The organism is Acinetobacter sp. WU_MDCI_Abxe161 (genome assembly GCF_025514355.1).
Taxonomy (GTDB): Bacteria; Pseudomonadota; Gammaproteobacteria; order Pseudomonadales; family Moraxellaceae; genus Acinetobacter; species Acinetobacter pittii_E.
This window is the reverse complement of sequence record NZ_JAHPTU010000004.1, coordinates 51,133-75,598: the sequence shown is the minus strand read 5'-3', so window position 1 is coordinate 75,598 and position 24,466 is coordinate 51,133. Positions and strand designations below refer to the sequence as shown.

General features: G+C 38.3%; 23 protein-coding genes. 12 read left to right on the top strand and 11 right to left on the bottom strand.

Annotated features, from left to right (window positions below):
* Positions 1 to 190: 190 nt before the first annotated feature.
* On the top strand, positions 191 to 1,084 hold the full coding sequence (locus KTI78_RS05705) for a LysR substrate-binding domain-containing protein (protein ID WP_004792494.1): 894 nt from the start codon (positions 191 to 193) through the stop codon (positions 1,082 to 1,084).
* Between the two features lie 233 nt (positions 1,085 to 1,317).
* On the top strand, positions 1,318 to 2,211 hold the full coding sequence (locus KTI78_RS05700; protein ID WP_003651675.1) for a LysR family transcriptional regulator: 894 nt from the start codon (positions 1,318 to 1,320) through the stop codon (positions 2,209 to 2,211).
* Positions 2,212 to 2,259: 48 nt separating this feature from the next.
* On the opposite strand, the gene KTI78_RS05695 is transcribed toward KTI78_RS05700, so the two are convergent.
* The 6 genes from KTI78_RS05695 to KTI78_RS05670 all read right to left on the bottom strand — a co-directional run bounded on the left by KTI78_RS05695 (position 2,260) and on the right by KTI78_RS05670 (position 7,998).
* On the bottom strand, positions 2,260 to 3,432 hold the full coding sequence (locus KTI78_RS05695; RefSeq protein ID WP_262445493.1) for a thiolase family protein: 1,173 nt from the start codon (positions 3,430 to 3,432) through the stop codon (positions 2,260 to 2,262).
* 64 nt (positions 3,433 to 3,496) lie between these two features.
* A complete protein-coding gene (locus tag KTI78_RS05690) occupies positions 3,497 to 4,906 on the bottom strand; it encodes a short-chain fatty acid transporter (RefSeq protein ID WP_262445492.1) in 1,410 nt (469 codons plus the stop codon).
* Positions 4,907 to 5,022: 116 nt separating this feature from the next.
* Complete coding sequence (locus tag KTI78_RS05685) at positions 5,023 to 5,664, bottom strand: 3-oxoacid CoA-transferase subunit B (protein ID WP_224991854.1); 642 nt, start codon at positions 5,662 to 5,664, stop codon at positions 5,023 to 5,025.
* A 1-nt stretch (position 5,665) separates the two neighbouring features.
* Entirely contained in the window at positions 5,666 to 6,370 is a 705-nt protein-coding gene (locus KTI78_RS05680; RefSeq protein ID WP_262445491.1) for a CoA transferase subunit A, read from the bottom strand.
* A 246-nt stretch (positions 6,371 to 6,616) separates the two neighbouring features.
* Positions 6,617 to 7,498 (bottom strand): LysR family transcriptional regulator, encoded by an 882-nt coding sequence (locus KTI78_RS05675; protein WP_016145217.1) that lies wholly within the window; start codon positions 7,496 to 7,498, stop codon positions 6,617 to 6,619.
* A gap of 113 nt (positions 7,499 to 7,611) precedes the next feature.
* Entirely contained in the window at positions 7,612 to 7,998 is a 387-nt protein-coding gene (locus tag KTI78_RS05670) for a hypothetical protein (RefSeq protein WP_262445490.1), read from the bottom strand.
* A 151-nt stretch (positions 7,999 to 8,149) separates the two neighbouring features.
* Here KTI78_RS05670 and KTI78_RS05665 point away from each other — a divergent pair, with 151 nt between their 5' ends.
* The 4 genes from KTI78_RS05665 (at position 8,150) to KTI78_RS05650 (ending at position 12,585) form a co-directional block, all read left to right on the top strand.
* Positions 8,150 to 8,566, top strand: coding sequence for a hypothetical protein (locus KTI78_RS05665; RefSeq protein WP_262445488.1), 417 nt, complete (start codon positions 8,150 to 8,152; stop codon positions 8,564 to 8,566).
* 466 nt (positions 8,567 to 9,032) lie between these two features.
* Positions 9,033 to 10,454: a GntP family permease gene (locus tag KTI78_RS05660; protein ID WP_262445487.1), complete on the top strand. Its 1,422-nt coding sequence runs from the start codon at positions 9,033 to 9,035 to the stop codon at positions 10,452 to 10,454.
* A gap of 33 nt (positions 10,455 to 10,487) precedes the next feature.
* Positions 10,488 to 11,273: a 3-hydroxybutyrate dehydrogenase gene (locus KTI78_RS05655; protein ID WP_204084944.1), complete on the top strand. Its 786-nt coding sequence runs from the start codon at positions 10,488 to 10,490 to the stop codon at positions 11,271 to 11,273.
* Positions 11,274 to 11,598: 325 nt separating this feature from the next.
* Positions 11,599 to 12,585: an AraC family transcriptional regulator gene (locus tag KTI78_RS05650; RefSeq protein ID WP_262445486.1), complete on the top strand. Its 987-nt coding sequence runs from the start codon at positions 11,599 to 11,601 to the stop codon at positions 12,583 to 12,585.
* A gap of 68 nt (positions 12,586 to 12,653) precedes the next feature.
* On the opposite strand, the gene KTI78_RS05645 is transcribed toward KTI78_RS05650, so the two are convergent.
* Complete coding sequence (locus KTI78_RS05645; protein ID WP_262445485.1) at positions 12,654 to 13,997, bottom strand: MFS transporter; 1,344 nt, start codon at positions 13,995 to 13,997, stop codon at positions 12,654 to 12,656.
* Positions 13,998 to 14,326: 329 nt separating this feature from the next.
* Here KTI78_RS05645 and KTI78_RS05640 point away from each other — a divergent pair, with 329 nt between their 5' ends.
* Genes KTI78_RS05640 through KTI78_RS05620 form a run of 5 tightly spaced genes read left to right on the top strand, consistent with a single transcriptional unit; the run spans position 14,327 to position 19,216 of the window.
* The gene (locus KTI78_RS05640; protein WP_262445484.1) at positions 14,327 to 15,577 is read left to right on the top strand and encodes a dienelactone hydrolase family protein; all 1,251 of its coding nucleotides are present in this window, start codon (positions 14,327 to 14,329) and stop codon (positions 15,575 to 15,577) included.
* Between the two features lie 12 nt (positions 15,578 to 15,589).
* Positions 15,590 to 16,375: an SDR family oxidoreductase gene (locus tag KTI78_RS05635; protein WP_262445483.1), complete on the top strand. Its 786-nt coding sequence runs from the start codon at positions 15,590 to 15,592 to the stop codon at positions 16,373 to 16,375.
* 43 nt (positions 16,376 to 16,418) lie between these two features.
* On the top strand, positions 16,419 to 17,657 hold the full coding sequence (locus KTI78_RS05630; protein ID WP_262445482.1) for a styrene monooxygenase/indole monooxygenase family protein: 1,239 nt from the start codon (positions 16,419 to 16,421) through the stop codon (positions 17,655 to 17,657).
* Between the two features lie 28 nt (positions 17,658 to 17,685).
* Positions 17,686 to 18,216 carry a flavin reductase family protein gene (locus tag KTI78_RS05625; protein WP_262445481.1) on the top strand — a complete coding sequence of 177 codons (531 nt, stop codon included), beginning with the start codon at positions 17,686 to 17,688 and terminating at the stop codon, positions 18,214 to 18,216.
* A 52-nt stretch (positions 18,217 to 18,268) separates the two neighbouring features.
* Positions 18,269 to 19,216, top strand: a complete 948-nt coding sequence (locus KTI78_RS05620; RefSeq protein WP_262445479.1) for a transporter — start codon at positions 18,269 to 18,271, stop codon at positions 19,214 to 19,216.
* A gap of 54 nt (positions 19,217 to 19,270) precedes the next feature.
* Here the strand turns inward: KTI78_RS05620 and KTI78_RS05615 are convergent, their stop codons facing one another.
* From KTI78_RS05615 to antA, 4 genes are all read right to left on the bottom strand, one after another.
* The gene (locus KTI78_RS05615; protein WP_086399020.1) at positions 19,271 to 20,329 is read right to left on the bottom strand and encodes an AraC family transcriptional regulator; all 1,059 of its coding nucleotides are present in this window, start codon (positions 20,327 to 20,329) and stop codon (positions 19,271 to 19,273) included.
* 450 nt (positions 20,330 to 20,779) lie between these two features.
* Positions 20,780 to 21,814 carry an anthranilate 1,2-dioxygenase electron transfer component AntC gene (antC, locus tag KTI78_RS05610; RefSeq protein WP_262445477.1) on the bottom strand — a complete coding sequence of 345 codons (1,035 nt, stop codon included), beginning with the start codon at positions 21,812 to 21,814 and terminating at the stop codon, positions 20,780 to 20,782.
* 5 nt (positions 21,815 to 21,819) lie between these two features.
* Positions 21,820 to 22,311 (bottom strand): anthranilate 1,2-dioxygenase small subunit, encoded by a 492-nt coding sequence (gene antB / locus KTI78_RS05605; protein ID WP_005124059.1) that lies wholly within the window; start codon positions 22,309 to 22,311, stop codon positions 21,820 to 21,822.
* 2 nt (positions 22,312 to 22,313) lie between these two features.
* A complete protein-coding gene (gene antA / locus KTI78_RS05600) occupies positions 22,314 to 23,729 on the bottom strand; it encodes an anthranilate 1,2-dioxygenase large subunit (protein ID WP_069030634.1) in 1,416 nt (471 codons plus the stop codon).
* 221 nt (positions 23,730 to 23,950) lie between these two features.
* Between antA and KTI78_RS05595 the strand changes: the two genes are divergently transcribed.
* Positions 23,951 to 24,301 carry a winged helix-turn-helix domain-containing protein gene (locus KTI78_RS05595; RefSeq protein ID WP_262445476.1) on the top strand — a complete coding sequence of 117 codons (351 nt, stop codon included), beginning with the start codon at positions 23,951 to 23,953 and terminating at the stop codon, positions 24,299 to 24,301.
* The last annotated feature ends 165 nt before the right edge of the window (positions 24,302 to 24,466 follow it).

Below are 24,466 nucleotides of genomic sequence, written 5' to 3'. Positions count from 1 at the left end.
TTATTCTCTTACGCTCGTTTCTATGTCAGAATTATTCAATACCTATTTTTATTGTTTGGCTTTGCCAATCCTCCATCGCATTTTTGCAGGTACTCCCATGTTTTATAGTTTTTATTCATCTATTCAGCTATTTCTTCAGCTTCCCAACCAGACAAATTAAGGACATAAATATAAAAAGGGAATGCATAAAATGAACTTAGAAGTACGTTGGGTAGAAGACCTTTTAACATTAGAGCGTGAGCGTTCTATTTCAAAAGCAGCCGAAAAACGATTTATTAGTCAATCCGCGTTTACACGTAGAATTCAGCAAATAGAAGAGATGATTGGAGCTGAAGTTATTATTCGAAATAATAAAAATAATATTGAATTTACCGACATTGGGCGAATTATGTTGGTCATGTCTAAAAATATTGAGAAGCAGGTAGAAGAAACAGCCAAGCTGATTAAAAATATCAAAAATGAAACCGAATCAACGATTCGTTTCTGTGTTGTCCACTCATTAGCATCAGGTTTTTTGACTACTTTTTTAAAAAAATTCCCAACGTTTATGCGTGATTTAAAAATTGAAATTGTCGCGACGAATAGTGGTGAAGGCTTATCTCTTTTAAAGGAAGGTGCCTGCGATTTTATGATTTGTTATGCAGATCGATCTAATATTAATCGGGTTGGTGATGATATTTTAAGTGGCATCAAGATTGCCGAAACAGAGATTGTTCCAGTATCAGCTACCGAGGCCGACCATACGCCTAAGCATACAATTCAGAGTAATTTTTCATTACTTGCTTATAGTAAGCATGCATATTTACGAAAATTGGTAGATCAACTAATCGAAGGAAAATTGATTTATAAAACTTTATATGAGACTGACAATGCCACCAATTTGAAAGAACTTGTGCTACAAGGTCTAGGTGTCGCATGGATTCCAAAAATTAATGTAGAGGAAGATCTCGCTACCGGAAAATTGGTCATGTTGGATCATCATGAGTATTGTCTGCCACAAGATATTTATATTTTTAAAAATAACTTGAGTGATAACAAATCAGTTCAGCAAATCTGGAAGGGCTTCCAAACTCAGCATGATTAAAATTTATAATGATATGTGATGTATTCAACATATTTACATACAAAGTAATCAATTAAAGAGTTCATACCTTTGTCTTTGTGATGAAAGGCTTTATAAAGCATTGCTCATGGTCTAGATTCTTTGTTAATTTAGACCATATATCAATAATTCAGAAATTTAGTGGGCATTTTTATATATGCTGTATCTGATTTCATTCCTTTTGAATGGATTATTTGATCCAGACGGAGACAATTTTGTTTGATCTAGATAGTAGATTACTAAATATTTTTTATCATATTTATCGGTTTAAAAGCGTTTCAATGGCTGCCGATGCTATTGGCCTTACACAACCGAGTGTTAGTAATGGACTCAACAAAATCCGTCAGCATTTTAATGATCCACTTTTTATTCGTGTTGGAAATGAAATGATTCCAACCGAATTGGCTAAAGAAATCTTTCCGCTCATTAGTGAAGTGATTGATAAAGTTGAAAGCATTAATAACTTTAGTGTGAACTTTGATCCGCTAACTTCAGATCAGCTTTTTACAATTGCCATGACAGATGTCTCTCATCTGGTTTTATTACCGCAATTAACCAACTATTTGAAAGAGAAAGCGCCTTTAATTCGTTTGAATATCCGTCCGATTACGCCAGAAACTAGCTATCAGATGGCAAATGGTGAAATTGACCTCGCAATTGGCTTTTTACCCCAATTAGAAGAAGGCTTTTACCAACAAAAGTTTTTTAAACAGCATTATGTGGTGATTAGCTCTAAAAGCCATCCTCGTTTAGATCCAAATAATTTTACTTTAGATGATTATATGCGCGAATATCATATTGATATTGATGCAGGAATCGGGCACTACCATATTAAAAATGAATTACAGAACAAAGGATTGGATCGAAATATTTTAATTCGACTACCAAGTTATTTGGGCGTAGGATTAGTTGTTCAAGAAACAGATGCAATCGCAACGGTGCCGTATTATTTAAGCCAAGTCTTATTGGTGAGAGAAAATTTACAGATTTTACCGGCGCCTCTAGACTTCCCAACTTATGATGTTAAACAGCACTGGCATATGTCTTGCCATCATAAAAGTAGCCATAAATGGTTCCGACAAACCTGTTATGAACTTTTTAAAGTCTAAAAAAGAAGGTGTAAGAAAAACGCTTACACCTTCTGCGTGGTTTTATTTTTAGATTTCAATTGCGACAGCTGTAGCTTCACCACCACCAATACATAATGCGGCAATACCTTTCTTTTTACCTAGGCGCTTTAAAGCATAGATAAGAGAAAGAATAATTCTTGAGCCTGTTGCGCCGATAGGATGGCCTAAAGCACAAGCACCACCATGTACGTTAACTTTTGTTTCATCAATACCGAGTTCATGAATTGGTGCCATTGCCACCATTGCAAAAGCTTCATTAATTTCCCAAGCATCTACCTCGTCAACTGACCAACCAGCGCGCTCTAGCACTTTTTGAATTGCACTAATCGGAGCAATGGTAAATTCACTTGGATGCTGTGAGTGAGTCGAAGTTGCAACAATTTTCGCCAAAGCATTTAAACCATGGCTTTGAGCATATTCTTCAGTGGTGAGTACTAACGCAGCAGCACCATCAGAAATTGAGCTTGAGTTTGCAGCAGTAATTGTTCCATCTTTACTAAAAGCTGGGCGTAATGTTGGGATCTTCTCAAGATTGGCTTTTAATGGTTGTTCATCTTGGTCGATAACTTCAACACCTTTACGTGTTTTTACTTCAACAGGAACAATTTCTTCTTTGAAATAACCTTCGGTAATCGCAGTTTGCGCTTTTTTAAGTGAAGAAATTGCAAAGTTATCCATTTGCTCACGTGTAAAGCCTTTAGTGTTTGCCATGTCTTGCGCAAACGAACCCATTAAACGGCCTGTTTCAGCATCTTCAAGACCATCTAAGAACATATGGTCCTTAATTTCACCGTGCCCCATACGGTAACCACCGCGAGCTTTCGGCAGAATATAAGGAGCATTGGTCATAGATTCCATGCCACCTGCAACAATAATATTGGCACTGCCTGCTTTTAAAGTGTCTGATGCCATTAACACCGCTTTCATGGCAGAGCCACACAGTTTATTAATAGTCACTGCACCGACATGATCAGGTACACCAGCTTTACGCATCGCTTGACGAGCAGGACCTTGGCCAATACCTGCACTTAATACGCAACCAAAAATAACTTCATCTACTTGTTCAGGAGCAATACCTGCACGTTGAATCGATTCACGAATGACAGCAGCGCCAAGATCTGGTGCAGTTAAAGCAGATAGGCTACCTTGAAAACCGCCCATTGCAGTACGGCTACCTGAAACTATAACAATTGAACTCATCTTAATATCTCTTATTGATGTATTTGCTAAATTTGCCTTTAGTCGAACTAAAGGCGCCAATAAATTAAAAAGTGGGTGAGGTGTAGCTAAGCGTTCTTCCAAAGAACCACAATAAAAATAAAACTAACGGAAAATGCACAACAAGCTGAGTGACTGTAAAACCAATCACATCTTTTGCTTTTAGTTTTAAAATACCTAACATTGGAAGCATAAAGAATGGATTGATTAAGTTCGGTAAAGCTTCGGCTGCATTATAAATTTGTACAGACCAGCCTAAATGAACTTTCAAATCATTTGCTGCTTGCATGACATATGGGGCTTCAATAATCCATTTTCCACCGCCAGATGGCACAAAGAACCCAAGGATGGCAGAGTAAATTCCCATCACAATTGCAAAGGTTTCTTTTGAGGCAATTGAAACGAAAAACTCGGCTATATAATGCGACAGCGATAAATCCTGACTATTTAAAGCTTGTGTCATAATAAAAGCGATGCTTCCATAAAGTGGAAACTGAATTAAGATTCCTGATACAGCAGGAACTGCCTTTGAAACAGCATTTAAAAAGTTTCTTGGCGTTCCATGCAACGCTAACCCAAGCATTAAAAACACAAAGTTGTATGTGTTTAAACTTGAAATAGCGATGATTGGATTACTTTTTGAAAATTCAAAAAACATCCAGATTAAGCCTAATGCCACCACAATAATCGTTAAAATAGGCGAGTTTTCTAACCAGTCGCCTGGGCGTGTCGATTTTTCCTCGTGTGGTTTGTCTTCTTCAAACTGCACATCAAAACTGTCAATCGTTTTAACATTATTACCTTTTGGAGCTGACCAGTAAGCAATTGCAATTGAAACAATCACCAAAATAATAGTCATCGCAATAGATTGCCAAAGGAAAATCGTTTCAGTAAATGGAATAACACCAGTTAGGTTGTAAATTGACTCAGGTAAACTAGTTTTATTCGCTTGAAGCTGTGCTGCCGAAGAGCTAATTCCCAGTGCCCATGTTGCTCCCATACCAATAATTGCCGCCGCTGCCGCTGCACGGTAATCCATGTTCAGCTCTTTACGTTTTGCTAATGCAATCACTAAAAGTGCAGTAAGAATCGTGCTTACTGCCCAATTGACCAGTGAAATTAATAAGCTGACAGTTGCAACTAAAACAATAGCACCACGTCCAGAATTTGGAATACGTGCCATTTTTTGAATCAGAAACTTTACGGGCTTAGATACAGAGACGACATAACCCACAATAATGAGCATGGTCATTTGCAAGGTAAAAGGAATAAGACTCCAGAAACCATTACCAAATGAAGTTGCTACATCATGTATCGGCGCACCAATACCCAATGCGGCAATAGAGACAATAATGACGCCAAGTAGAGCAAAAATATATGAATCAGGAAACCATTTTTCAGACCAGTCACTAATCCGAAGAGCAAATCTTTCAAAAATTCCTTGCTGTTTTTCCATAGCTGAAAAAATCCTTCTCGTTCTTATTTATAGACAGCACATCCGGTGCTTAAAAGGGTTAAGACTTAAGCTCACCTTCTAACTTAAGTCTTATCTCGCTAACTAAAAATTAAAATTTACGCGACTAATGTTTTGTGAAACTCAACACCTGTAGCAGCTTGAATCTGTTCAAGCGTGACATCTTTAGCTAGTTCAATGAGTTCTACGCCTTGTGGGGTAATATCCATTACACCTAAGTCAGTAATGACTCGATGAACCACGCCTTTACCTGTCAAAGGTAAACTACAGTTTTTTACGATTTTTGGCGTACCATCTTTTGCACAGTGTTCCATAAGCACCACAACTTTTTGGACACCAACAACCAAGTCCATTGCACCACCCATACCTTTGACTTTCTTACCCGGAATCATCCAGTTAGCTAAGTCACCATTTTCAGAAACTTCCATTGCACCTAAAATCGCAATGTTGACATGGCCACCACGGATCATGGCAAAAGATTCTGAGCTTGAGAAAAAGGCAGCGCCGGGACGTGCAGTAACTGTTTGTTTACCGGCATTAATTAAATCAGCATCAACAGTTTCTTCAGTTGGAAACTCACCAATACCTAAAAGGCCATTTTCAGATTGAAGCCAAACATTAATATTTTCAGGAATATAGTTGGCAACTAAAGTAGGTAAGCCAATACCCAAATTGACATAAAAACCGTCTTCGAGTTCTTGTGCAGCACGTTGTGCCATTTCATTGCGTGACCAAGCCATTTTATACTGCCTCCGTGCGTATAGTTTTTTGTTCAATGCGCTTTTCTGGCGTGGCATTGAGAATGATGCGGTTGACATAAATACCTGGTAGATGAATCTCATCCGGATCCAGTTCACCAATTTCAACAACCTGTTCAACCTCTGCGATAGTAATTTTTCCAGCCATCGCACATTCAGGATTAAAATTTTGAGCAGTTTTACGGAATACTAAATTACCCGCTTTATCTGCCTTATATGCTTTAACAAGAGCAACATCTGCAGTTAAAGATTCTTCTAAAATGTAGTTTTTGCCATTAAAGATACGTTCTTCTTTACCTTCAGCAATGAGTGTACCGACACCAGTTTGTGTGTAAAACGCAGGAATTCCAGCACCACCAGCACGTAACTTTTCAGCTAAAGTGCCTTGTGGGGTAAGTTCTACATCAAGTTCACCATTTAAATATTGGCGCTCGAACTCTTTGTTTTCACCAACATAAGAAGAAATCATTTTTTTGATTTGTTTGGTTTGAAGCAGAATACCTAAACCGAAATCATCTACACCTGCGTTATTTGAAATACAAGTGAGACCAGTCACACCACTTTGCTTAACTGCAACAATGAGTTTTTCAGGAATTCCGCATAAACCGAAACCGCCTACAGCAAGTGTTTGGTTGTCAGCAATAACGTCTTTCAGTGCTGCCTCTGCATTGGCATAAACTTTATTCATTCTATTGTTATCCTATATCCCTTAGTAATCTTAGTTTTAGCATCACAATTCGTGTTATAGAAGTTAATTTTTTTAAAGGATTAATAAGTATAATCAATGAATGGTATCAAATTACCGACAAAAGATCAGACTAATATAAAGCAAAATAATTTAAAAATTCATCTCATGGCATTGAAAATTATAATAATTAATAAATTTAGCTTAAGCGTAGGCTTAGCTCACCATAAAAATGCAGTGTTTAATTTTTTAAAATTTATATTGAACTAAAGCCTCAATAAATTGGGCAGAAATATTTGAAATTTCAAAGTTCTTTTTATAAACAATTCCTACAGTCTTATGAATAGCTTCATCTTTTAACTCAATCAAAACATTATGTTCTTTATCAATGTGTTTAGCAAAGTGTCTAGGAATAGCACTTACTCCAATTCCATAAGCCACAAAACTTGAAAGTGATGAAATTTGATGACATTCGACTTTTAAATCGAGCGTTATATTATTTCGCAAACAATTTTGCTCAACTAAATATCGAACAATTGAAGGTTTTTGCAAAGTTACAAATGGGTTTGAACAAAGCTCGTGCCATGTGATAGAGGACGATTGAGCAAGAGGATGAGTCTTAGGTAATAGAGCCAAGAAGTCTTCTTCAAACAGAGGTTTAAACTCTAAGCCTTCGGTAAGGTCTGGTTCAAAGCAGATGCCAAGCTCGAAGATACCATCTTGTACTTTTTCTATAATGGTTTCATTTGGAATATCGTGAATTGAAAAGTTCAGGTTGGGGTGAAGCTCTAAAAATTGATGAATCACTTCAGGCAAAATTGCATGAGTCACGAAGGGCATTGAGGCGATACTTAAAGTTCCACGATTAAGCTTAAAACGTTGTTTGACATCGTTTTCCATTTCGTCCCAATTGGCGAGTAATTTTTTAGCATAGGGAATAAGGGATTTACCTTCTTGGGTAAGCTCGACACGGCGTGTATTACGATTAAACAACTTTCCGCCTAATTCTTCTTCTAGGCTTTTGATGGTGAGGCTTAAAGCAGACTGGCTTAAATGTAGCTCTAGTGATGCATTGGCATAGTTGAGGGTACGTGCAAGAGCTAAAAAAGCTTTTAATTGTTTAAGCGTCATTTCATTCCTTTAGATTGCTCAGCTCACCTAGAAGGGTAATTTATACGAAAATTTTTCTAATATGATGTTTTTTGACAAAAAATTATGAAAAAAGTAGAGAACAATGTGCTGAGCTACTTTAGTAAGTTATCCAAGCAGAATTCATCAGTGTTATTTGCAAAATATAGAGCCATTCCAACGACATGAAAAAATAAATAACCTAGCCAAATTGCTTGAGGAGCAACTTTTAAGCCTTCTAATAAAATAGTTGTTGAGTAAATTGCTACTAAAAAAGTGAATAAGATGATGTATATAATACTCGCTACAAACTTATATTTTGGTGCTAATTGAGGAACTTTATACCCAATCAAAATTTGCATACCGCAATTTATGATCAGTGCAAGTATAGCTACAAGTATTTGTGGCGCATTTAAAAATTCTAAAGAAAGCTGTTCAATGATGAAAATGATTTGCCACAGCACAAACAGGCCCAGAGGGTATAATATAAATTTAAGCCACATAGTTTTTCATTTTCTTATAAAAATTTATATCGGCATTCTATTGAATAACGAAGATAAAATAAATACTTTTTTCAAAAACTTAAACTACTCACGGGGGATTTGTATTATCCTTAACTTTTAAATTTAACTCGTTATTAAAGTGGATAATGTCATGAGAAAAATCATTTTTTTAGGGTTAGTTTTGAGTTTAATTGGGTGTTCAACAGCCCCAGTTGTTTCAAATACAGCAAAACCAATACCTAATGAGAGAGTGTACAATCAGAACTATTTAAAGAAACAGACTCCTGAACAAGCAAAAGTTACTTTTTTAAGAGATAAAGGTTTTCTAGGATCTGGCTGTACTCATGATATTTATGTAAATAACGAAAAAGCACTCTCAATTCGTTCAAACGAAATAGCTACCATTTATCTTGAGCCTAAATATTATATCTTTAGATTAGAAACTGGTGGGGGAATGTGCCCTAATATCGCAACTTCCCAAGAAACAGAAGTCAAACCAGGAGCAGAGATAGAATATCGAATTTTACTTCCATCTGACTTTAATTTAAGACTAACTCGAATGAAATAACAGAGTAAGATCTTTTGTCTAAGGTAAATAAGTAATATTAGATTTTAATTAAACCCACTTGTCATTAAGTGGGTTTTTCTTAATTGCCAATAGATTATTAATCTCAGCTAAGAAAATATTTATCAAATTAATTTAAAAAATATATTATTTAATTGTCTTTATTAAATAATATATAAATATTAATTAAATTTACTCAATAATTAATAAGTTTTATCAAACAATAATAATTTTTAAATATTTGAATTTTACCAACCATGCAATATAAGTATCTGTATTTTATGTATATTATAAAATTTAAATAAATTACATTGTTTTTAAATATTTTAGTGATATTTTATTTTTAAGCTCATTTGCCTATTACCACACATAGATATTGTGATTTTCATCATTTTAGGTTTGGGATAACCTAAATATCTTTTGGTAATTTTATTGAACCTAATATCTATTCTTTAGGGAGAAAGAATATATGTGGGAATTATTTGTAATTCTACTTTCACTTGGGCTGTTAATGTATACAGCTTACAAGGGCTTTTCTGTCATTCTCATGGCACCCATTTGTGCCTTACTTGCTGTTCTACTCATTAATCCAGCCAATGTTTTACCGTTTTATTCGGGTGTATTTATGCCCAAAATGGTGAACTTTATTAAAGATTACTTTCTTGTGTTTTTGCTGGGGGCAATTTTCGGTAAAGTCGTTGAAATGTCAGGAATTGCTGAGTCTATTGCTCGAACTATTGTGAGATGGATTGGGGCAAAAAAAGCAATTTTAACCGTTGTACTTTTAGGTGCAATTTTAACCTATAGCGGTGTGAGTCTTTTTGTTGCTGTATTTGCCATTTATCCATTTGCAAACCAGCTATTTAGACAAGCGAATATTCCAAAACGATTAATTCCGGGAACCATCGCGCTTGGAGCATTTACCTTTACCATGGATGCATTGCCAGGTACGCCACAAATCCAAAACGTAATTCCAACCACATTCTTTGGCACCAATATTTACGCCGCACCATTTCTAGGAATTATTGGTGCAATTTTTGTTCTATGCATGGGTTTGGCTTACTTAGAATGGCGTCGCCGCGCTGCTGCAAAAACAGGTGAAGGCTACTCTGGCTTTGGAGTAGACAATACCTCATCTCAAGAAATTGAAGGCGATATGAACTTGCAAAATAATGGAAGTACGGCGCGTCAGTTCTTAGCTTTTGTACCCCTCATTCTTGTTGCTGTAATGAACAAATATTTGTCTAAAGCAATCAAAGAGTGGTATCCAAATGGTTTTGATTTTGCCACTGTCGGTCTAGCGGATTACACCGTAGATGTTGCTAAAACTGGTGCGATCTGGGCAGTAGGCCTTGCACTTATTGTCGGGATTATTTCTGCAATTTTATTTGATTATCAGCGTGTAGTGACGAATTTCAAAGAGGGCATTAATGCCAGTATTGGCGGCTCACTTTTAGCGGTGATGAATACAGCTTCTGAGTATGGTTTCGGGGCAATTATTGCGTCATTACCAGGCTTTGCTCTGATTAGCCATGCAATGAGCAGTACCTTCACAAATCCTTTAGTGAATGGGGCTGTGACCACAACCGTTTTAGCAGGTATTACCGGTTCAGCTTCTGGTGGTATGAGTATCGCTTTAAGTGCAATGGCTGAACATTATAACGCCGCGATTTTAGCCGCCGGTATTCCACCAGAAGTTATGCACCGTGTGGTTGCGATGGCATCGGGTGGTATGGATACACTTCCGCATAATGGTGCTGTTATTACTTTACTCGCTGTTACTGGGTTAACCCATAAACAATCTTATAAAGATATTTTTGCAGTCACGGTAATTAAAACGTTAGCGGTATTTGTGGTGATTACGGTCTTTACCGTAACGGGTATTGTTTAAATCAGCGCGTTATAAGTATTAAGGAGTAAATAAATGACAAAACTTTTAGACGGTAAGGTCGCTTTTATTACAGGTTCTGCAAGTGGTATCGGTCTAGAGATTGCTAAGAAATTTGCTCAAGAAGGTGCCAAAGTTGTTATTTCTGATATGAATGCTGAAAAGTGTCAAGAAACGGCGAACACACTTAAAGAACAAGGTTTTGATGCATTATCTGCACCATGTGATGTGACCGATGAAGATGCTTATAAACAAGCAATTGAGCTCACTCAAAAGACCTTTGGTACGGTTGATATCTTAATTAATAATGCCGGTTTTCAACACGTTTCATCTATTGAAGAGTTTCCAACGGCTGTTTTTCAAAAGTTAGTTCAGGTTATGTTAACTGGGGCTTTTATTGGTATTAAACACGTTTTTCCAATTATGAAAGCTCAGAAATATGGCCGTATTATTAATATGGCCTCAATTAATGGCTTGATTGGTTTTGCTGGAAAGGCAGGTTATAACAGTGCTAAACATGGCGTAATTGGCCTAACAAAAGTTGCGGCATTAGAATGTGCGCGTGATGGCATTACGGTAAATGCTTTATGTCCGGGGTACGTAGATACACCACTGGTTCGTGGGCAAATCGCAGATTTGGCTAAAACGCGTAATGTGAGTTTAGACAGCGCACTTGAGGATGTGATTTTGGCAATGGTTCCTCAAAAGCGTTTGCTATCGGTTGAAGAAATTGCTGACTATGCAATTTTCCTTGCGAGTAGTAAAGCGGGTGGAGTAACAGGTCAAGCTGTGGTTATGGATGGTGGTTATACCGCCCAATAATTTAAGTATTTTATAAAAGCCGCTTATTTTAAATAGGCGGTTTTTTATGCGTTAAAATTTACCATAGTCTACTGTTCAAAATTATGATTTAGCTCTACGATATTGGCTTATAAAAAATCTAATAAAATAAGTTTGTTAAGGTATAAAATTATACTTTAAAGGTATTTAACTTATTTCCATTTTTAAAATCTAATAGAGTGTGAGAAAGTAATCTTTACTCTCTTTCTTGATTATATATTTTTCAGGAAAACTCGCCAATTTACGGATATTAATTGGCATACAAGTTGCTTTTTAGCAATAAGTTATTTAGCTAGGTGAAAAGGATATGATATCACTCAGCCAACAGATGGAGCTCAATCATTATTCACGCAAAGCTGAATTTGCGCAGAATTTGATGTCCACGATTTGTGGTGAACACCGTCTAGATACAATTTACAAAGATACTCTCGATTTTCACTATGACGGAATGCGTTTGCCTAATAAAAAAATGGCAATCGGTACAATCAGTTATGGTGCAAACGTTGCCATTAACATCTCAAATTTAAAGGCTTATAGTATTAGTTTGCCGATACAAGGTCGACAAGCTCTCAACATTCGTGGCGCTCACTATCAATCTGATGAAAATAGAGGCCTTATTGTTTCAAATAACGATCAACAAGATTTGATTATCGATAAAGATTGCAGAAAATTTCAGGTGGTTATTCCTGAGCGGAGTATGCAGATTGTCCTTGCAGATCTACTAAATAAACCTATAGAAACTCCTATTATTTTTAATCCTGAAATGCATCTGGACTCTGAGCAACTCATTGGTGCATGGTGGAAGAATATTCAAAATTTTGTACAGTTAAAATCGCAATATAGCAATTTTTATGGTTTGCAGATGTTGTCTGAAGACTACGAAAATTTTGTCATTAAAGCACTGTTGTTGTCTCAAGAAAATAATTACTCTGAAGCCTTAAAGTCTCTCTCATATCAAGATGAGCCAGCATATATCCGTAAGGTCCGTAATTTTATTATTGAACATGCCCATGAAGAAATCTGTGCAGAAGACTTGCAGCGTCTGGCTGGGGTTTCAAAATCAAAATTGTATGACGAGTTTCAACAATACTACGGCACCAGCCCAATGTCATATTTGAAAAAATATCGCCTCCAACAAATTTATAAGATATTAAGTACAACAGGAGCAGATAGAAAGGTTTCTATTTCAAAGCTTGCGTATGACTGGGGCTTTAACCATTTAAGTCGTTTTTCTCAAGAATATCGCGAAGAATTTGGCGAAAATCCAAGTGAAACTAAAGCTAAAATTTTCTAATATTTAACTTTTCGCAATAAAAAACTGATTTAATTACTTAAATCAGTTTTTTATTTTATTGCTTAATTTTAGATACTTTCTTCGAGCTTTAACACTTGTTTATTTTTAGATTTCTCATAAATCACTTTGAGACTAAGTGCAATAAATGAGATGAAAGTTGGTAAAGCGAGAATAAAGAAAATACCACTTAAGCTCAGGTTAAAAGTAAAAATGAGCGAGCCAAAGAAAGCACCTAAAATTGCACCGATACGACCAATACCATGCATCCATGAAACACCAACCGCGCGGCATACTGCCGGATAGAACATAGCTGCAAGTGGCAGTAATGAGGACTGTGCACCAGCAAGTAAGGCACCAATTAAGAAAATAGTAAGACCTAACAAGAAAATATTTGAGCTCACCAGACCTGCAACAATGAATAGTCCGAAAGCGATGAGATATGAATATTTAATGACTGTAGTTGGATTCAATTTATCCATGTACCATCCCATAATGGTTGCGCCAATCACACCACCAAAAGGGAAAATCGCGGCAATTAAACTAAACTGCTGAGTACTAAAACCTGCTGTTTTTAAAATCGTCGGCATCCAGCTTGTTAAAAGATAGAACACCAAAAGACTAGTAAAGCAGCAGAGCCAAAGCATGCTTGAACCCCACAGGTATTTTCCTAGAACCACTTTAACCGGATTTTCATCTGAAGCATTTTCTGCTTGAGTTAAAACAAGTTTTACAGGTTCTTGAAAAGAATGACCTTGAATATCTTCTAAAATACGCTGAGCTTTGCCTTGTTGATGACGTGTAATCAAATATTGAGTTGATTCAGGTAATTTAAGTAATAAAGCAACCACTAAAATGAGGGGAATGCTTCCGCCAATAATAATCACTTTTGCCCAGCCATAGCTTTCTAACAAATAAGCTGACAACACACCGCCGCAAGAAATACCCAGCATGAAACCACAGCCAGCCAGACCAGTTAGGAATGCTTTACGTTTTACAGGCATATATTCAGAGACAATGGTACTGATGTTTGGCATGGCTGCGCCTAAACCAACACCTGTAATAAAGCGATAAATCATCAAGTCTTGAGTTGAATTAGCAAAGCCACACAAAATTGTAAATATTGAAAATAAAAGGCTTGTAAAAACAATGACGCCTTTACGTCCAAACTTATCGGACAAAGGCCCTGAAATGATTGCACCAATTGACATGCCGACTAAAGCAGCACTTAAAACCGGAGCAAGTTGAGGTTTGGTAATTCCCCAGTCATCCAGTAATGCAGGAGCGACAAAACCAATAATTCCTGTGTCTAGACCATCACAGAAGAAGACAAAAAAGCCTAGGATAAAAACCATCCACTGTAATGGAGACAGTTTTTCGCGGTTGATAATCGTGTTTGCATCTATCGTTTTCATACGTATTCCTTTTTTAAAATTTTTTGTTCCCTGAGTAATTCAATGCATTCGTTACACAACATGTGTTCTTGATTGAACTATTTTTAGCCAATAGCCACTATCCAATAAGTCCTAATCTTCATCCATTTTTTCCAAATTAGATAAAAAGTATTAATTTCATTGTTTAATTTAATTCTTTGAAATATAGCTGTTTCTTGTCTTTTAATTTTTATCCAATTTGATGAGTTTTGATAATTGCGCAGAGATTGGATAATGCTTGCAGCTTTTGGACAGTCTAAAAAAATATTCGGATAGAAGATAAAGCCATAACAATGTCAGGAGTTGACACTATGGCTGGTCAAACTATTCAAATTAAAACTGCATCTGGAAAGCAGTTCAGTGCATATCTAGCAACACCAGAAACAGGAAAAGGACCGGGTGTGGTGCTTTGTCAGGAAATCTTTGGGGTGAATGCAGCAATGCGGGAAAAGGCCGATTTTCTTGCAGAAGAAGGCTATACCGTTTTAGTACCTGATTTATTTTGGCGTGTAGCTCCTAATATTGAACTGGGTTATACACCAGAAGATTTTCAAAAAGCTTTTGAACTTTATCAGCAATATGACGAAAACCTCGGTGTTGAAGATATTCAAGACAGCTTAGCTTTTTTAAAGACACGACCAGAATGCGACACCTCTACAGGTCTCGGCGTAGTGGGCTATTGTTTAGGTGGAAAGCTAGCTTACTTGGCAGGCTGTCGACTTTCTGAAGTGGCATGTGCCGTAGGTTATTACGGTGTAGGCATTGAAAAAGCCTTAGATGAGTTAGCCAGCGTAAAGGGGCGTTTGGTTTTACATATTGCAGAACTGGACCAATTCACACCGCCAGATGCGAGACAAGCGATTGTCGATGCAACCAACCAATATTCAAATGTACAAGCTTATGTTTATGAAGGTGTTGATCATGCCTTTGCACGACCAAAAAGCAACCATTACCACAAACCTTCAGCACGCTTTGCTCACGAGCGTACAGTAACAGCACTACACGACACGATTGGGCCGAAATATGACCTAGTCGCGCTATGGGAAGAGCATATTCGTCATGAGTTTGATACACGTGACGTGCCAGCAACCATGGCAACAATGGTTGCTGAACCTTATGTCAACCATATTCCAACTTTGACTGGCGGTGTAGGCCAAAGCCAGCTTGCTCGTTTTTATCAATATCACTTTGTTCATCAAAACCCGAAAGATATGAAGATCACTTCAATCTCTCGTACGGTTGGCTCAACGCAAGTGGTAGACGAGTTCATTATGAGCTTTACACACGATGCTGAAATTGATTGGTTATTACCGGGTGTAAAACCGACTGGTAAATACGTCGAAATTCCAATGTTAGGTGTAATCCAGTTTAGAGGTTCAAAGCTGTGCCATGAGCATATTTACTGGGACCAAGCGTCGGTGCTCGTTCAAATTGGTTTATTAGACCCAACAGGCTTACCAGTTGCAGGTGTCGAAACAGCACGAAAACTTCTTGATGAAGATCTTCCTTCAAATACGTTGATGCCATCTTGGTCAAGTAGCGAAGGCAAGCCAGTCAAGTAAGGAGTATTTGCAATGAATATAAATTTAAAAGGAAAAGTCGCTGTGGTAAGCGGCGGCGCAACACTCATTGGTAAAGCAGTTGTGCAAGCCTTAGTCAGTGCAGGTGCTCATGTCGCTATTTTAGATATTGATGCCAAAGGTAAGGCGATTGCCGAAAGCTTTAATCATGACGTGATGTTTATTCAAACCGATTTAACCAGCGATGCAGCTGTTCAACAAGCCGTGGCGGATATTCACCAACATTTAGGTGAAGTGAGTTATTTGGTCAATCTAGCATGTACCTACTTAGACGATGGCTTTAAATCCTCACGGCAGGATTGGTTACAAGCACTCGATATTAATTTGGTCTCTACAGTTGAGTTGAGCCGTGCTTTTTACAATGACTTAAAAAAACAGCAAGGTTCAATCGTTAACTTCACTTCTATTTCGGCCAAAGTGGCACAAACAGGACGCTGGTTATATCCGGTTTCCAAGGCTGCGATACGTCAACTCACACAAAGCATGGCAATGGATTTTGCTGTCGATGGTATTCGCGTCAATTCAGTTTCTCCGGGTTGGACATGGTCTCGAGTCATTGCAGAAGTCAGCGGTAATAACCGTGAAAAGGCCGATCGCGTGGCAGCCGATTATCACTTGCTAGGCCGATTAGGTCATCCCGAAGAAGTCGCTAATGTTGTTTTATTTTTATTGTCACCTGCTGCGAGCTTTGTTACCGGAGCAGATTATGCGGTCGACGGTGGCTATTCAGTAATGGGCCCTGAAGGATCACAGCCCGCTATTCCGCGTTTAGCCGAATAGCACAGCGTTTTAAAAGCACATTTAGAAAATTATGGAGAATATTATGCGCCGTATTGCAATTGTTGGAGCAGGACAGTCTGGTTTACAGCTTGGTTTGGGTTTATTAGATACAGGCTATGACGTAACCATGATCACCAACCGAACTGCCGATGAAATCCGCCAAGGCAAAGTCATGTCAAGCCAGTGTATGTTTCATACCGCTTTACAAACTGAACGTGACTTGGGACTAAATTTTTGGGAAGAACAATGTCCAGCCGTAGAAGGCATTGGGCTAGCTTTAGTTAATCCTGAAAATGGTGGTAAAGCATTTGAATGGAGTGCTCGTCTTGAGCGCTACGCTCAATCGGTCGATCAACGCGTCAAAATGCCATATTGGTTGGAAGAATTTGAACGCCGTGGCGGTCAATTAGTAATTCAGGATGTGGGAATAGAAGAGTTAGAACAACTCGCAAACGACTACGAGCTTGTATTACTCGCGGCTGGTAAAGGTGAAGTCGTTAAACAGTTTGAGCGTGATGATGCACGTAGTGTGTTTGATAAACCACAGCGCGCTTTGGCATTGACCTATGTCAAAAACATGAAGCCAATTTCACCTTATTCACGAGTGACTTTTAATATTATTCCCGAAGTTGGCGAATACTTTTCTTTTCCGGCACTTACCGTGAATGGTCCTTGCGACATCATGGTGTTTGAAGGTATTCCAAATGGACCAATGGACTGCTGGCAAGATGTGAAAACACCAGAACAGCATATGCAATGCAGTTTGGACTTACTCAAGAAATTTGTGCCTTGGGAATATGAACGCTGCACAAATGTTGAGTTGACCGATGCTGGTGGTTATTTAGCAGGACGTTTCCCCCCGACCGTACGTAAACCCGTTTTAACCTTACCGTCTGGCAAGAAGATTTTTGGCATGGCAGATGCCTTGGTGGTGAATGATCCAATTACTGGCCAAGGCTCAAACAATGCGGCTAAGTGTAGCAAGATCTATTTCGATGCCATTTTAGCTAATGATAATCAAAGCTTTAGCGAACAATGGATGGTTCAAACCTTTGAGCGTTATTGGGCTTATGCAGAAAAAGTCGTGGCTTGGACCAATAGCCTATTAATGCCACCACAGCCCCACGTCGTTGAACTATTAGCAGCCGCAAGCCAAAACCAGAGCATTGCTTCCATTATGGCCAATAACTTTGATGACCCGCGCTCTTTTGCCCCTTGGTGGTTTGATGCAGATCAGGCTCAGACATTCATGGCCTCAAAAACCGCAGCAAAAGTGGCTTAAGGTCAAAATATCAAAGGGAGAGTTAAAAATGGACACAATTGAAACTTTAGCTTTACAAGTGATTAATGCTGAAAACCCAAGAGAAATTCGTAATTTACTTGGACAATTCGCAACGGGTGTTACTGTGATTACCACACGTGGTAAAGATGGCCGGAAAATAGGTATGACCGCCAACTCTTTTTCTTCACTATCTTTAGATCCACCATTAATTTTGTGGAGCCTTTCAAAAACGGCACCAAGTTTATCTGATTTTGTAGAAGCTGAATATTTTGCCATTCATATGTTGGCGCAGGAGCATCACCAGCTTTCGGGGCATTTCGCTCGAGGTGCTGAAGACAAGTTTGCCGGCGTTGCCCATCAGCAATGCAAGGCAGGTGTTCCAATTTTGACCGATGCACTCGCAACCTTGGTTTGCCGCAATGTAAATCAGTATGAAGGGGGAGATCACCTGATTTTTATTGGCCAAATTGAACAATACCAACAACGCCAAGGTGAACCATTGGTATTCCATGCAGGAAAGTATCGGATTGCCGCTGAGCATCCAGAATTAGCAGGTTAATTCACCACAATCACGATCAATCCGGTCGTGATTTTTTATAGGAAATAAGAAGATGAAAAGCACTTTAATTAAACATGGATTTTTAGCAGGGACATTGTTGGGTTTGCCATTGGTTACACATGCCTATGATTTACCGACCGTAAATTTAGGCATGACCAGCTTTCTCGATGGCGGATTACCCGCTGGGCCTGGCTGGTATGCTCAAACCTATTTTCAAAATTACGATAGCAATAAACTAGTCGATGCCAATGGACAAAAACTCGGTTTACCTAAAACAGATTTAAATTATCAAGTATTGGTTGAACAGATTAGTTATTTATCGAATGTCCGAGTAAAAGATAAAGCCAGTCTAGGTATGAATTTTTTAATTCCTTTTGTCAGCAAAATGGACATGGATGATGGCTTGAATAATGCTGCCATTAAGGCCCAAAGTGGCTTTGGGGACATTATGATTGGACCGTTTATTCAATTCGATCCAGTCATGGGCGCACAAGGACCGAGGTTTGTACATCGTTTTGAGTTTCAGGTGAATTTACCTACTGGCGAATACGATCAACAAAAAGATATTAATCCAGGTAATAACGCTGTTTCATTTGATCCTTATTGGGCTGCCACATATTGGTTTAATCCCAAATGGACCGCTTCAACACGCATCCATTATCTCTATAACTTTAAAAATCATGACCCAAGCTCTGCTTTTGCTGGAGCAAATGATATGCAAGCTGGGCAAGCAATTCATGCAAACTTTGCAACAGACTATGCCATTACCGAACAGTTCCGCTTAGGACTAAATGGCTATTGGCTAAAACAAGTGACAGATACTGAAGTAGATGGTGAAAAAGTCAAAGGCCGACGTGAACAAGTGTGGGCTATTGGCCCCGGTGCGATGTATAGTTTTTCTAAAAATGACCATTTAGTTGCAAATGCTTATTTTGAGCAAGATGCTGAAAACCGCCCAGAGGGAACACGACTGCAAGTTCGTTATGTCCATCATTTCTAAGTCATAAAAAAGCCTTTTATATTCATCGATATAAAAGGCTTTTCTCTATTTGTTTTAAGAAAAAATTGAAGTAATTAAGCCTGAGCCTTCACTGTGACCAGATCGGCGGGTAGAAGAAGGTAATTCGCCATAACGGCGTTTATACTCTTGAGAAAAACGGCCTAAATGAGTAAATCCCCATTTAAATGCAACGTCTGTGACCGATAGATTTTCATTATGCATGAGTTCTAAATGAGCTTGTTCAAAGCGTAATTCCTTTAGATAAGACATTGGGGTTGTCCCCAAGTAATTTTTAAAACCAGTAAATAGTGTTCTCACGCTCACGCCTGCATGTTCAGCTAAAATCTCGACATTAAGCGGCTCATGTAAATGTTCTTTTATGTAGGCTTCTGTGCGCTTCACGAAATAAGGAGATACTGTTTTTTCTTTATGCTGATCTATTTTATGTAATGCGTTATTGGGTTGCCCATAAATGAGGGCATTAAACAAATTTGACTCAAATTGTTTAAAGGCTAAAGGATGATGAAGCGGGTGTTGCTCGCATGCCAAAGCATCCATCAAGGTTCTAACCAACTGTAAAAAATAGGCTCCACTTTGTGTAGAAAAGTCTAATTTTGGGTCGAAAACGAGTAAGTTGTTCTCTGAATCGGCAATGTGTTGACGGCAATGGTAAGTAAAATCATCTTTTGAAACTTTTAAAATGAGCTGCGGTGAGTTCGCGTGCCAGCGCATACGTAACGATTGCTGAGGAGAAATAAGAGATGCAACTTGAGAATAAGAAATAAACCTTTGTGAACCAAACTCGATTTCTGCATAGCCTTGAGTTGGAATTTGAATTAAGTAAAAGTTATCCAGATGATCTGGTTCAATAATGACGTCCGCACCATATTCCAAACGACTAATAGACAATGCACCTGTTTTAACATGGTGCATGGTTGCACTGAAATCTCGCTTCTGCTGAGAGATTTTAAGATCATGCGGTTTAAAAATCTGCCCTACATTTCGGCAAGTTTCACTTAAATCGTGATGATCAAACACCAGATTATGATTGGTAAAGATAGACTCATTTTGAAAATGACGCCCACTGAGTTCTGGGGAGTTGGCTTGGTTCATATATATCCCTTTTGGCTCACTCCTGTATTTACTTGTATTACAAAAGCCTTAAAACTTCGCTGCACAGCAAGTAAATACGGCACTTAAAAAATTAAGTTACTCGCAAATTACAATGAGATATAAGCAAAATACAGACCAATTTAACCGCTAATTAATATGATTTTCTCAAATTTTAAGTCAGATTTTGTCCATCAATTTAATACATTTGAGAAATAGAATAGGGGGATATAAAAGGTGCTATAAGTTAATCTCATCATGATCTTATTCCTTAAGATCTATCAAAATTTATAGCAAATCCGAGTGAGCTGGTCAATTTTATTTTGTCGGAATTTATTGTTTTATATTATTGATATATATTAACTTTTAATTTTTATGCAAAAATTCAATATACCCTTATAAGAGTATATTGAATCATCCCATGTTTGAGTGGTTTTTAAGCTATTTATACTTTTAACGTGATGTATTGCTCTGTAAAAACTTCTCGCTGTAGATACGATAGTTTTGCAAAGATTGCTCATCTAACCAATTTTTTACGGCTTCAATCATAGGCGGTGGGCCACATAAATACATATCAAAAGCTTGTTCAGCCAGTTGATCTTTATTTAAGTGCTCATGGATATAGCCTGCTTTGCCTTGCCAAGCATCAGTTGCTTTAGTCACAATTAGGTGATAACTAAAGTTTGGTAACTGTTCTGCGTAGGCGTGTAAACGCTGTTGTTCACATAAGTCTGTTTCACTATTTACACCGTAGTACAACTGAACTGCAGGTGAGTTTGGTTGATCAACCAAGTTATCTAGCATTCCTAAGAAAGCTGATAATCCTGTTCCACCTGCAACAAAAACCAGTGGTCGTTCTACTTCGCGCAAATAGAAACTACCAAGCGGTGCTTCAATGAATAGGGGTTGTCCAACCTGACAGCGATCACGCAAGTAATTACTCATGACACCGTCTGGCAACAGACGAATTAAGAATTGCAATTGATTGGTTGCGTTTGGTCTATTGGCAAAAGAATAAGAGCGCCAGTCTTCAGTATCGGGAATTTGCAAACGAGCATATTGACCCGGCAAAAACTGAAGTTGTGCAGCATGACTGCTTGCATCAAGATGTAAGATTGCTGTCGTTTCAGAAACCAGCTCAACCGCAGTCACTTTGGTTTCAATTTTTAAAGTATCACCAGCGTTACAGATAGCAGAATCATGATCAAAATAAAAAGCTGCATCTGATTTTACACGCGTCTGGCAAGCTAACATTTTTCGCTCAGCCAAATCACGTTCACTTAATGCATCTTCATCAACATATTCTTGTTCATAAAGACCAGTTTCACACTGTCCCTGACAGGTACCACAAACACCTTCACGGCAGTCTAGCGGCAGGTTAATTCCTTGGCGAACTGCTGCATCAAGCAGCAATTCGTCGTTATTTACCGAAATGAAAAAGGTTTTGCCATCGGCAAAGTTAAGTGCAACTGAATGTCCCATTTTCATTCCCCTTAAACGTGATAGAAGTCTAAAACGGAATCAATTTTGTCGTTCAGCAAAATGCTGTGTTGACGACGAATACGGAAACCATCTGCGGTTTGACGTAAAAGATAAGTCGCGTGTCCGTAAAAACAGCCTTCTAAGCCTTGACGGTTATAAAGCGTTTGCCATGCAACTTTTGCTTCAATTAATCCATCATCCAGTGTTTTAACTCGAATGTTGTTTATGCTGTGCAAAGTACGTGGTAATGGTGTTGCAGATGCCGCTTTTCCGGTACGAATACGGAATACACGATCTTCAAGCCCTGTACGGTCTGCATAATAAATGTATGACAAACCCTGATTTGGATCTTGAACATAGTTATGGTCATCAATCCACTGTGGAATATGATATTCACTATCTTCATCGTAAAGGTCTAGATAGGCATCCCAGTCATAAGCATCGCAAAGCTCTGCCTTTTTGTACAAAAACTGAGATACAGCAAAATGTAGTTCTTGTGACATGGTTACACCTCATCCATTACGGCATTGTTTTCAAAAGTAATATCTTGCATTTTCAATGCTTTTTTGTTTAAGCCGTCGAGCATTAGGCGTTGCCAATGTCCATGTTGGTTTACATAGAGTCCTTCATGGGTAAACTCACGGCCAGTAATGACAGGTTGAATGCCTAAGTCTTGTGAGTTTTTGGTCGCGCCATATTCCCAAGACTGACAACCGCGAGAAATATCGCTCCAACGTTCAAGGCGTGCCTGAAAACCTTTTTGTTGTTCACGGAATTCAACTAGATCATCCGGCGTACCAAGACCCGATACATTAAAGAAATCTTCGAACTGGCGAATACGGTTACGGCGTGCTTCCGCAGATTCACCTTTAACACCAATACACTGACTAATGACTTCGGTTTTATTCCATGCCACTGGACGAACAATACGAAGCTGTGAACTAATCTGGTCCATAAAGAATAGGCTAGGGTACAAGTTCAAATTTCTTAAACGATGCATTGCCCATTCAGCATATTTGTCCCCATATTTTTCGACCATATATGGCATAACCGTGCTGTAGCCCGGACGAACTGTCGGATTCGGCATATCACTGAATAAAACACTATGACCATTTTTGAAGCTGAACCAGCCATCGTCAGTTTCTGAGTCACCCGCACCTAACTTGCTATAGTCAAGCGTATCGAGTTCTTCACCTTTTGATGCATTTACTTGTTGACGGTGTTGGACTGTAGATACATAGTTATAGTGAACAGTGCTCACATGATAGCCATCTAAGCCATTTTCATTTTGTAGCTTCCAGTTACCCGCAAAGGTATAAGATGACTTGCCTTGTAGTACTTCGAGTTCACCTGTTGGCGACTGGTTGACCATTAAATCAAGGAACAGTTTGGCATCGCCCAAAAAGTCTTCTAGAGAATCTGTTGCTTGAGTATCAAGGCTTACAAATACAAATCCACGATAGCTGGCAATACGGCCTTGTTTTAAGCCACGGCTTGATTTATCAAAATCTTCACAATATTCGCTTGGGGCTTTGACTTTAACCAAACGGCCATCTGACTTATAGCACCATGCGTGGAATGGACAAGTAAATGTAGACTGATTGCCTTTAGCAACCCGTGTTAAGGTTGCGCCACGATGTTCACAAGCATTGACCATCGCGTGTAATTCGCCTTTACCATCACGGCTTACAATAATCGGCTGACGACCAATTTGGACTGTTAGGAAATCATGATTGTTTGGAATTTCACTTTCGTGACATGCATAAATCCAAACCTTTTCAAAAATAAGTTCCATTTCCAAGTCAAATAGTTCAGGCTCGGTAAACATATTACGTGCAATACGAAACACGCCATCGTTAGGACGGAAGTCGATACATCCATCTATAAAATCATTCCATTGTTTTAAATTAGATGAGGTCATTTGCTCAATCCTCCATTCATTCAGCTTTTAACTGATTGAACCGCGATTAAGCCACGGCCTCTATCCGTTTTTTCCAGATCTTTATCCACTTTGTGCAGATTTGATTTTTTAAATGAACTCTTTTTATGAAAGAGTAGCGATTTAAATTTGTATGTGTTTTAACCTATTAAAGTTCCTTATAATATTAATGAGCATAAAATGAAATTTTGTGAACTAAGCCCATGAAAGAAAAAAACTTAAAATTACAAATTAGAATTCTTTTAGAGCAGAATATTGCATTTGGTCCGGGTAAGGCAGACTTACTTGAAGCAATTGAAAGAACGGGGTCGATCTCACAAGCTGCAAAATCTATGAATATGAGCTACCGCCGTGCATGGCAATTGGTCGATACAATGAATCAGTGCTTTCAAACGGCTTTAGTTGAAACTCAAACGGGCGGAACACATGGTGGTGGAGCAGCCGTTACAGCTTTGGGCCAGAAAGTCTTACAGCATTATCGGCAAATGGAAATTAATGCTCGACAAGCTTTAGAACATGATTATCAAATCATGAGTAGCTATTTAAAATGCTAAATGAAAACTTTCATAGCGACTCAATTTTTTAATGTGGTATAGCTTTTGCTTAATATAAATTGCACGCTGAAAAAGCACTGCTGCAATTTTCAGTTACACAGACAATGGCATCTATTCTGCACGATCGTAAAAGATGGTCTGGAATAGGCGTTTTTTATTGCGTAT

Coding starts and splice junctions, on each gene's coding strand:
- KTI78_RS05620 (WP_262445479.1), top strand. CDS start 18,269: ATGAAAAGCACTTTAATTAAACATGGATTTTTAGCAGGGACATTGTTG.
- KTI78_RS05640 (WP_262445484.1), top strand. CDS start 14,327: ATGGCTGGTCAAACTATTCAAATTAAAACTGCATCTGGAAAGCAGTTC.
- KTI78_RS05675 (WP_016145217.1), bottom strand. CDS start 7,498: ATGACGCTTAAACAATTAAAAGCTTTTTTAGCTCTTGCACGTACCCTC.
- KTI78_RS05595 (WP_262445476.1), top strand. CDS start 23,951: ATGAAAGAAAAAAACTTAAAATTACAAATTAGAATTCTTTTAGAGCAG.
- antC (WP_262445477.1), bottom strand. CDS start 21,814: ATGAAAATGGGACATTCAGTTGCACTTAACTTTGCCGATGGCAAAACC.
- KTI78_RS05635 (WP_262445483.1), top strand. CDS start 15,590: ATGAATATAAATTTAAAAGGAAAAGTCGCTGTGGTAAGCGGCGGCGCA.
- KTI78_RS05615 (WP_086399020.1), bottom strand. CDS start 20,329: ATGAACCAAGCCAACTCCCCAGAACTCAGTGGGCGTCATTTTCAAAAT.
- antB (WP_005124059.1), bottom strand. CDS start 22,311: ATGTCACAAGAACTACATTTTGCTGTATCTCAGTTTTTGTACAAAAAG.
- KTI78_RS05680 (WP_262445491.1), bottom strand. CDS start 6,370: ATGAATAAAGTTTATGCCAATGCAGAGGCAGCACTGAAAGACGTTATT.
- KTI78_RS05660 (WP_262445487.1), top strand. CDS start 9,033: ATGTGGGAATTATTTGTAATTCTACTTTCACTTGGGCTGTTAATGTAT.
- KTI78_RS05690 (WP_262445492.1), bottom strand. CDS start 4,906: ATGGAAAAACAGCAAGGAATTTTTGAAAGATTTGCTCTTCGGATTAGT.
- KTI78_RS05625 (WP_262445481.1), top strand. CDS start 17,686: ATGGACACAATTGAAACTTTAGCTTTACAAGTGATTAATGCTGAAAAC.
- antA (WP_069030634.1), bottom strand. CDS start 23,729: ATGACCTCATCTAATTTAAAACAATGGAATGATTTTATAGATGGATGT.
- KTI78_RS05650 (WP_262445486.1), top strand. CDS start 11,599: ATGATATCACTCAGCCAACAGATGGAGCTCAATCATTATTCACGCAAA.
- KTI78_RS05705 (WP_004792494.1), top strand. CDS start 191: ATGAACTTAGAAGTACGTTGGGTAGAAGACCTTTTAACATTAGAGCGT.
- KTI78_RS05685 (WP_224991854.1), bottom strand. CDS start 5,664: ATGGCTTGGTCACGCAATGAAATGGCACAACGTGCTGCACAAGAACTC.
- KTI78_RS05630 (WP_262445482.1), top strand. CDS start 16,419: ATGCGCCGTATTGCAATTGTTGGAGCAGGACAGTCTGGTTTACAGCTT.
- KTI78_RS05655 (WP_204084944.1), top strand. CDS start 10,488: ATGACAAAACTTTTAGACGGTAAGGTCGCTTTTATTACAGGTTCTGCA.
- KTI78_RS05695 (WP_262445493.1), bottom strand. CDS start 3,432: ATGAGTTCAATTGTTATAGTTTCAGGTAGCCGTACTGCAATGGGCGGT.
- KTI78_RS05645 (WP_262445485.1), bottom strand. CDS start 13,997: ATGAAAACGATAGATGCAAACACGATTATCAACCGCGAAAAACTGTCT.
- KTI78_RS05665 (WP_262445488.1), top strand. CDS start 8,150: ATGAGAAAAATCATTTTTTTAGGGTTAGTTTTGAGTTTAATTGGGTGT.
- KTI78_RS05670 (WP_262445490.1), bottom strand. CDS start 7,998: ATGTGGCTTAAATTTATATTATACCCTCTGGGCCTGTTTGTGCTGTGG.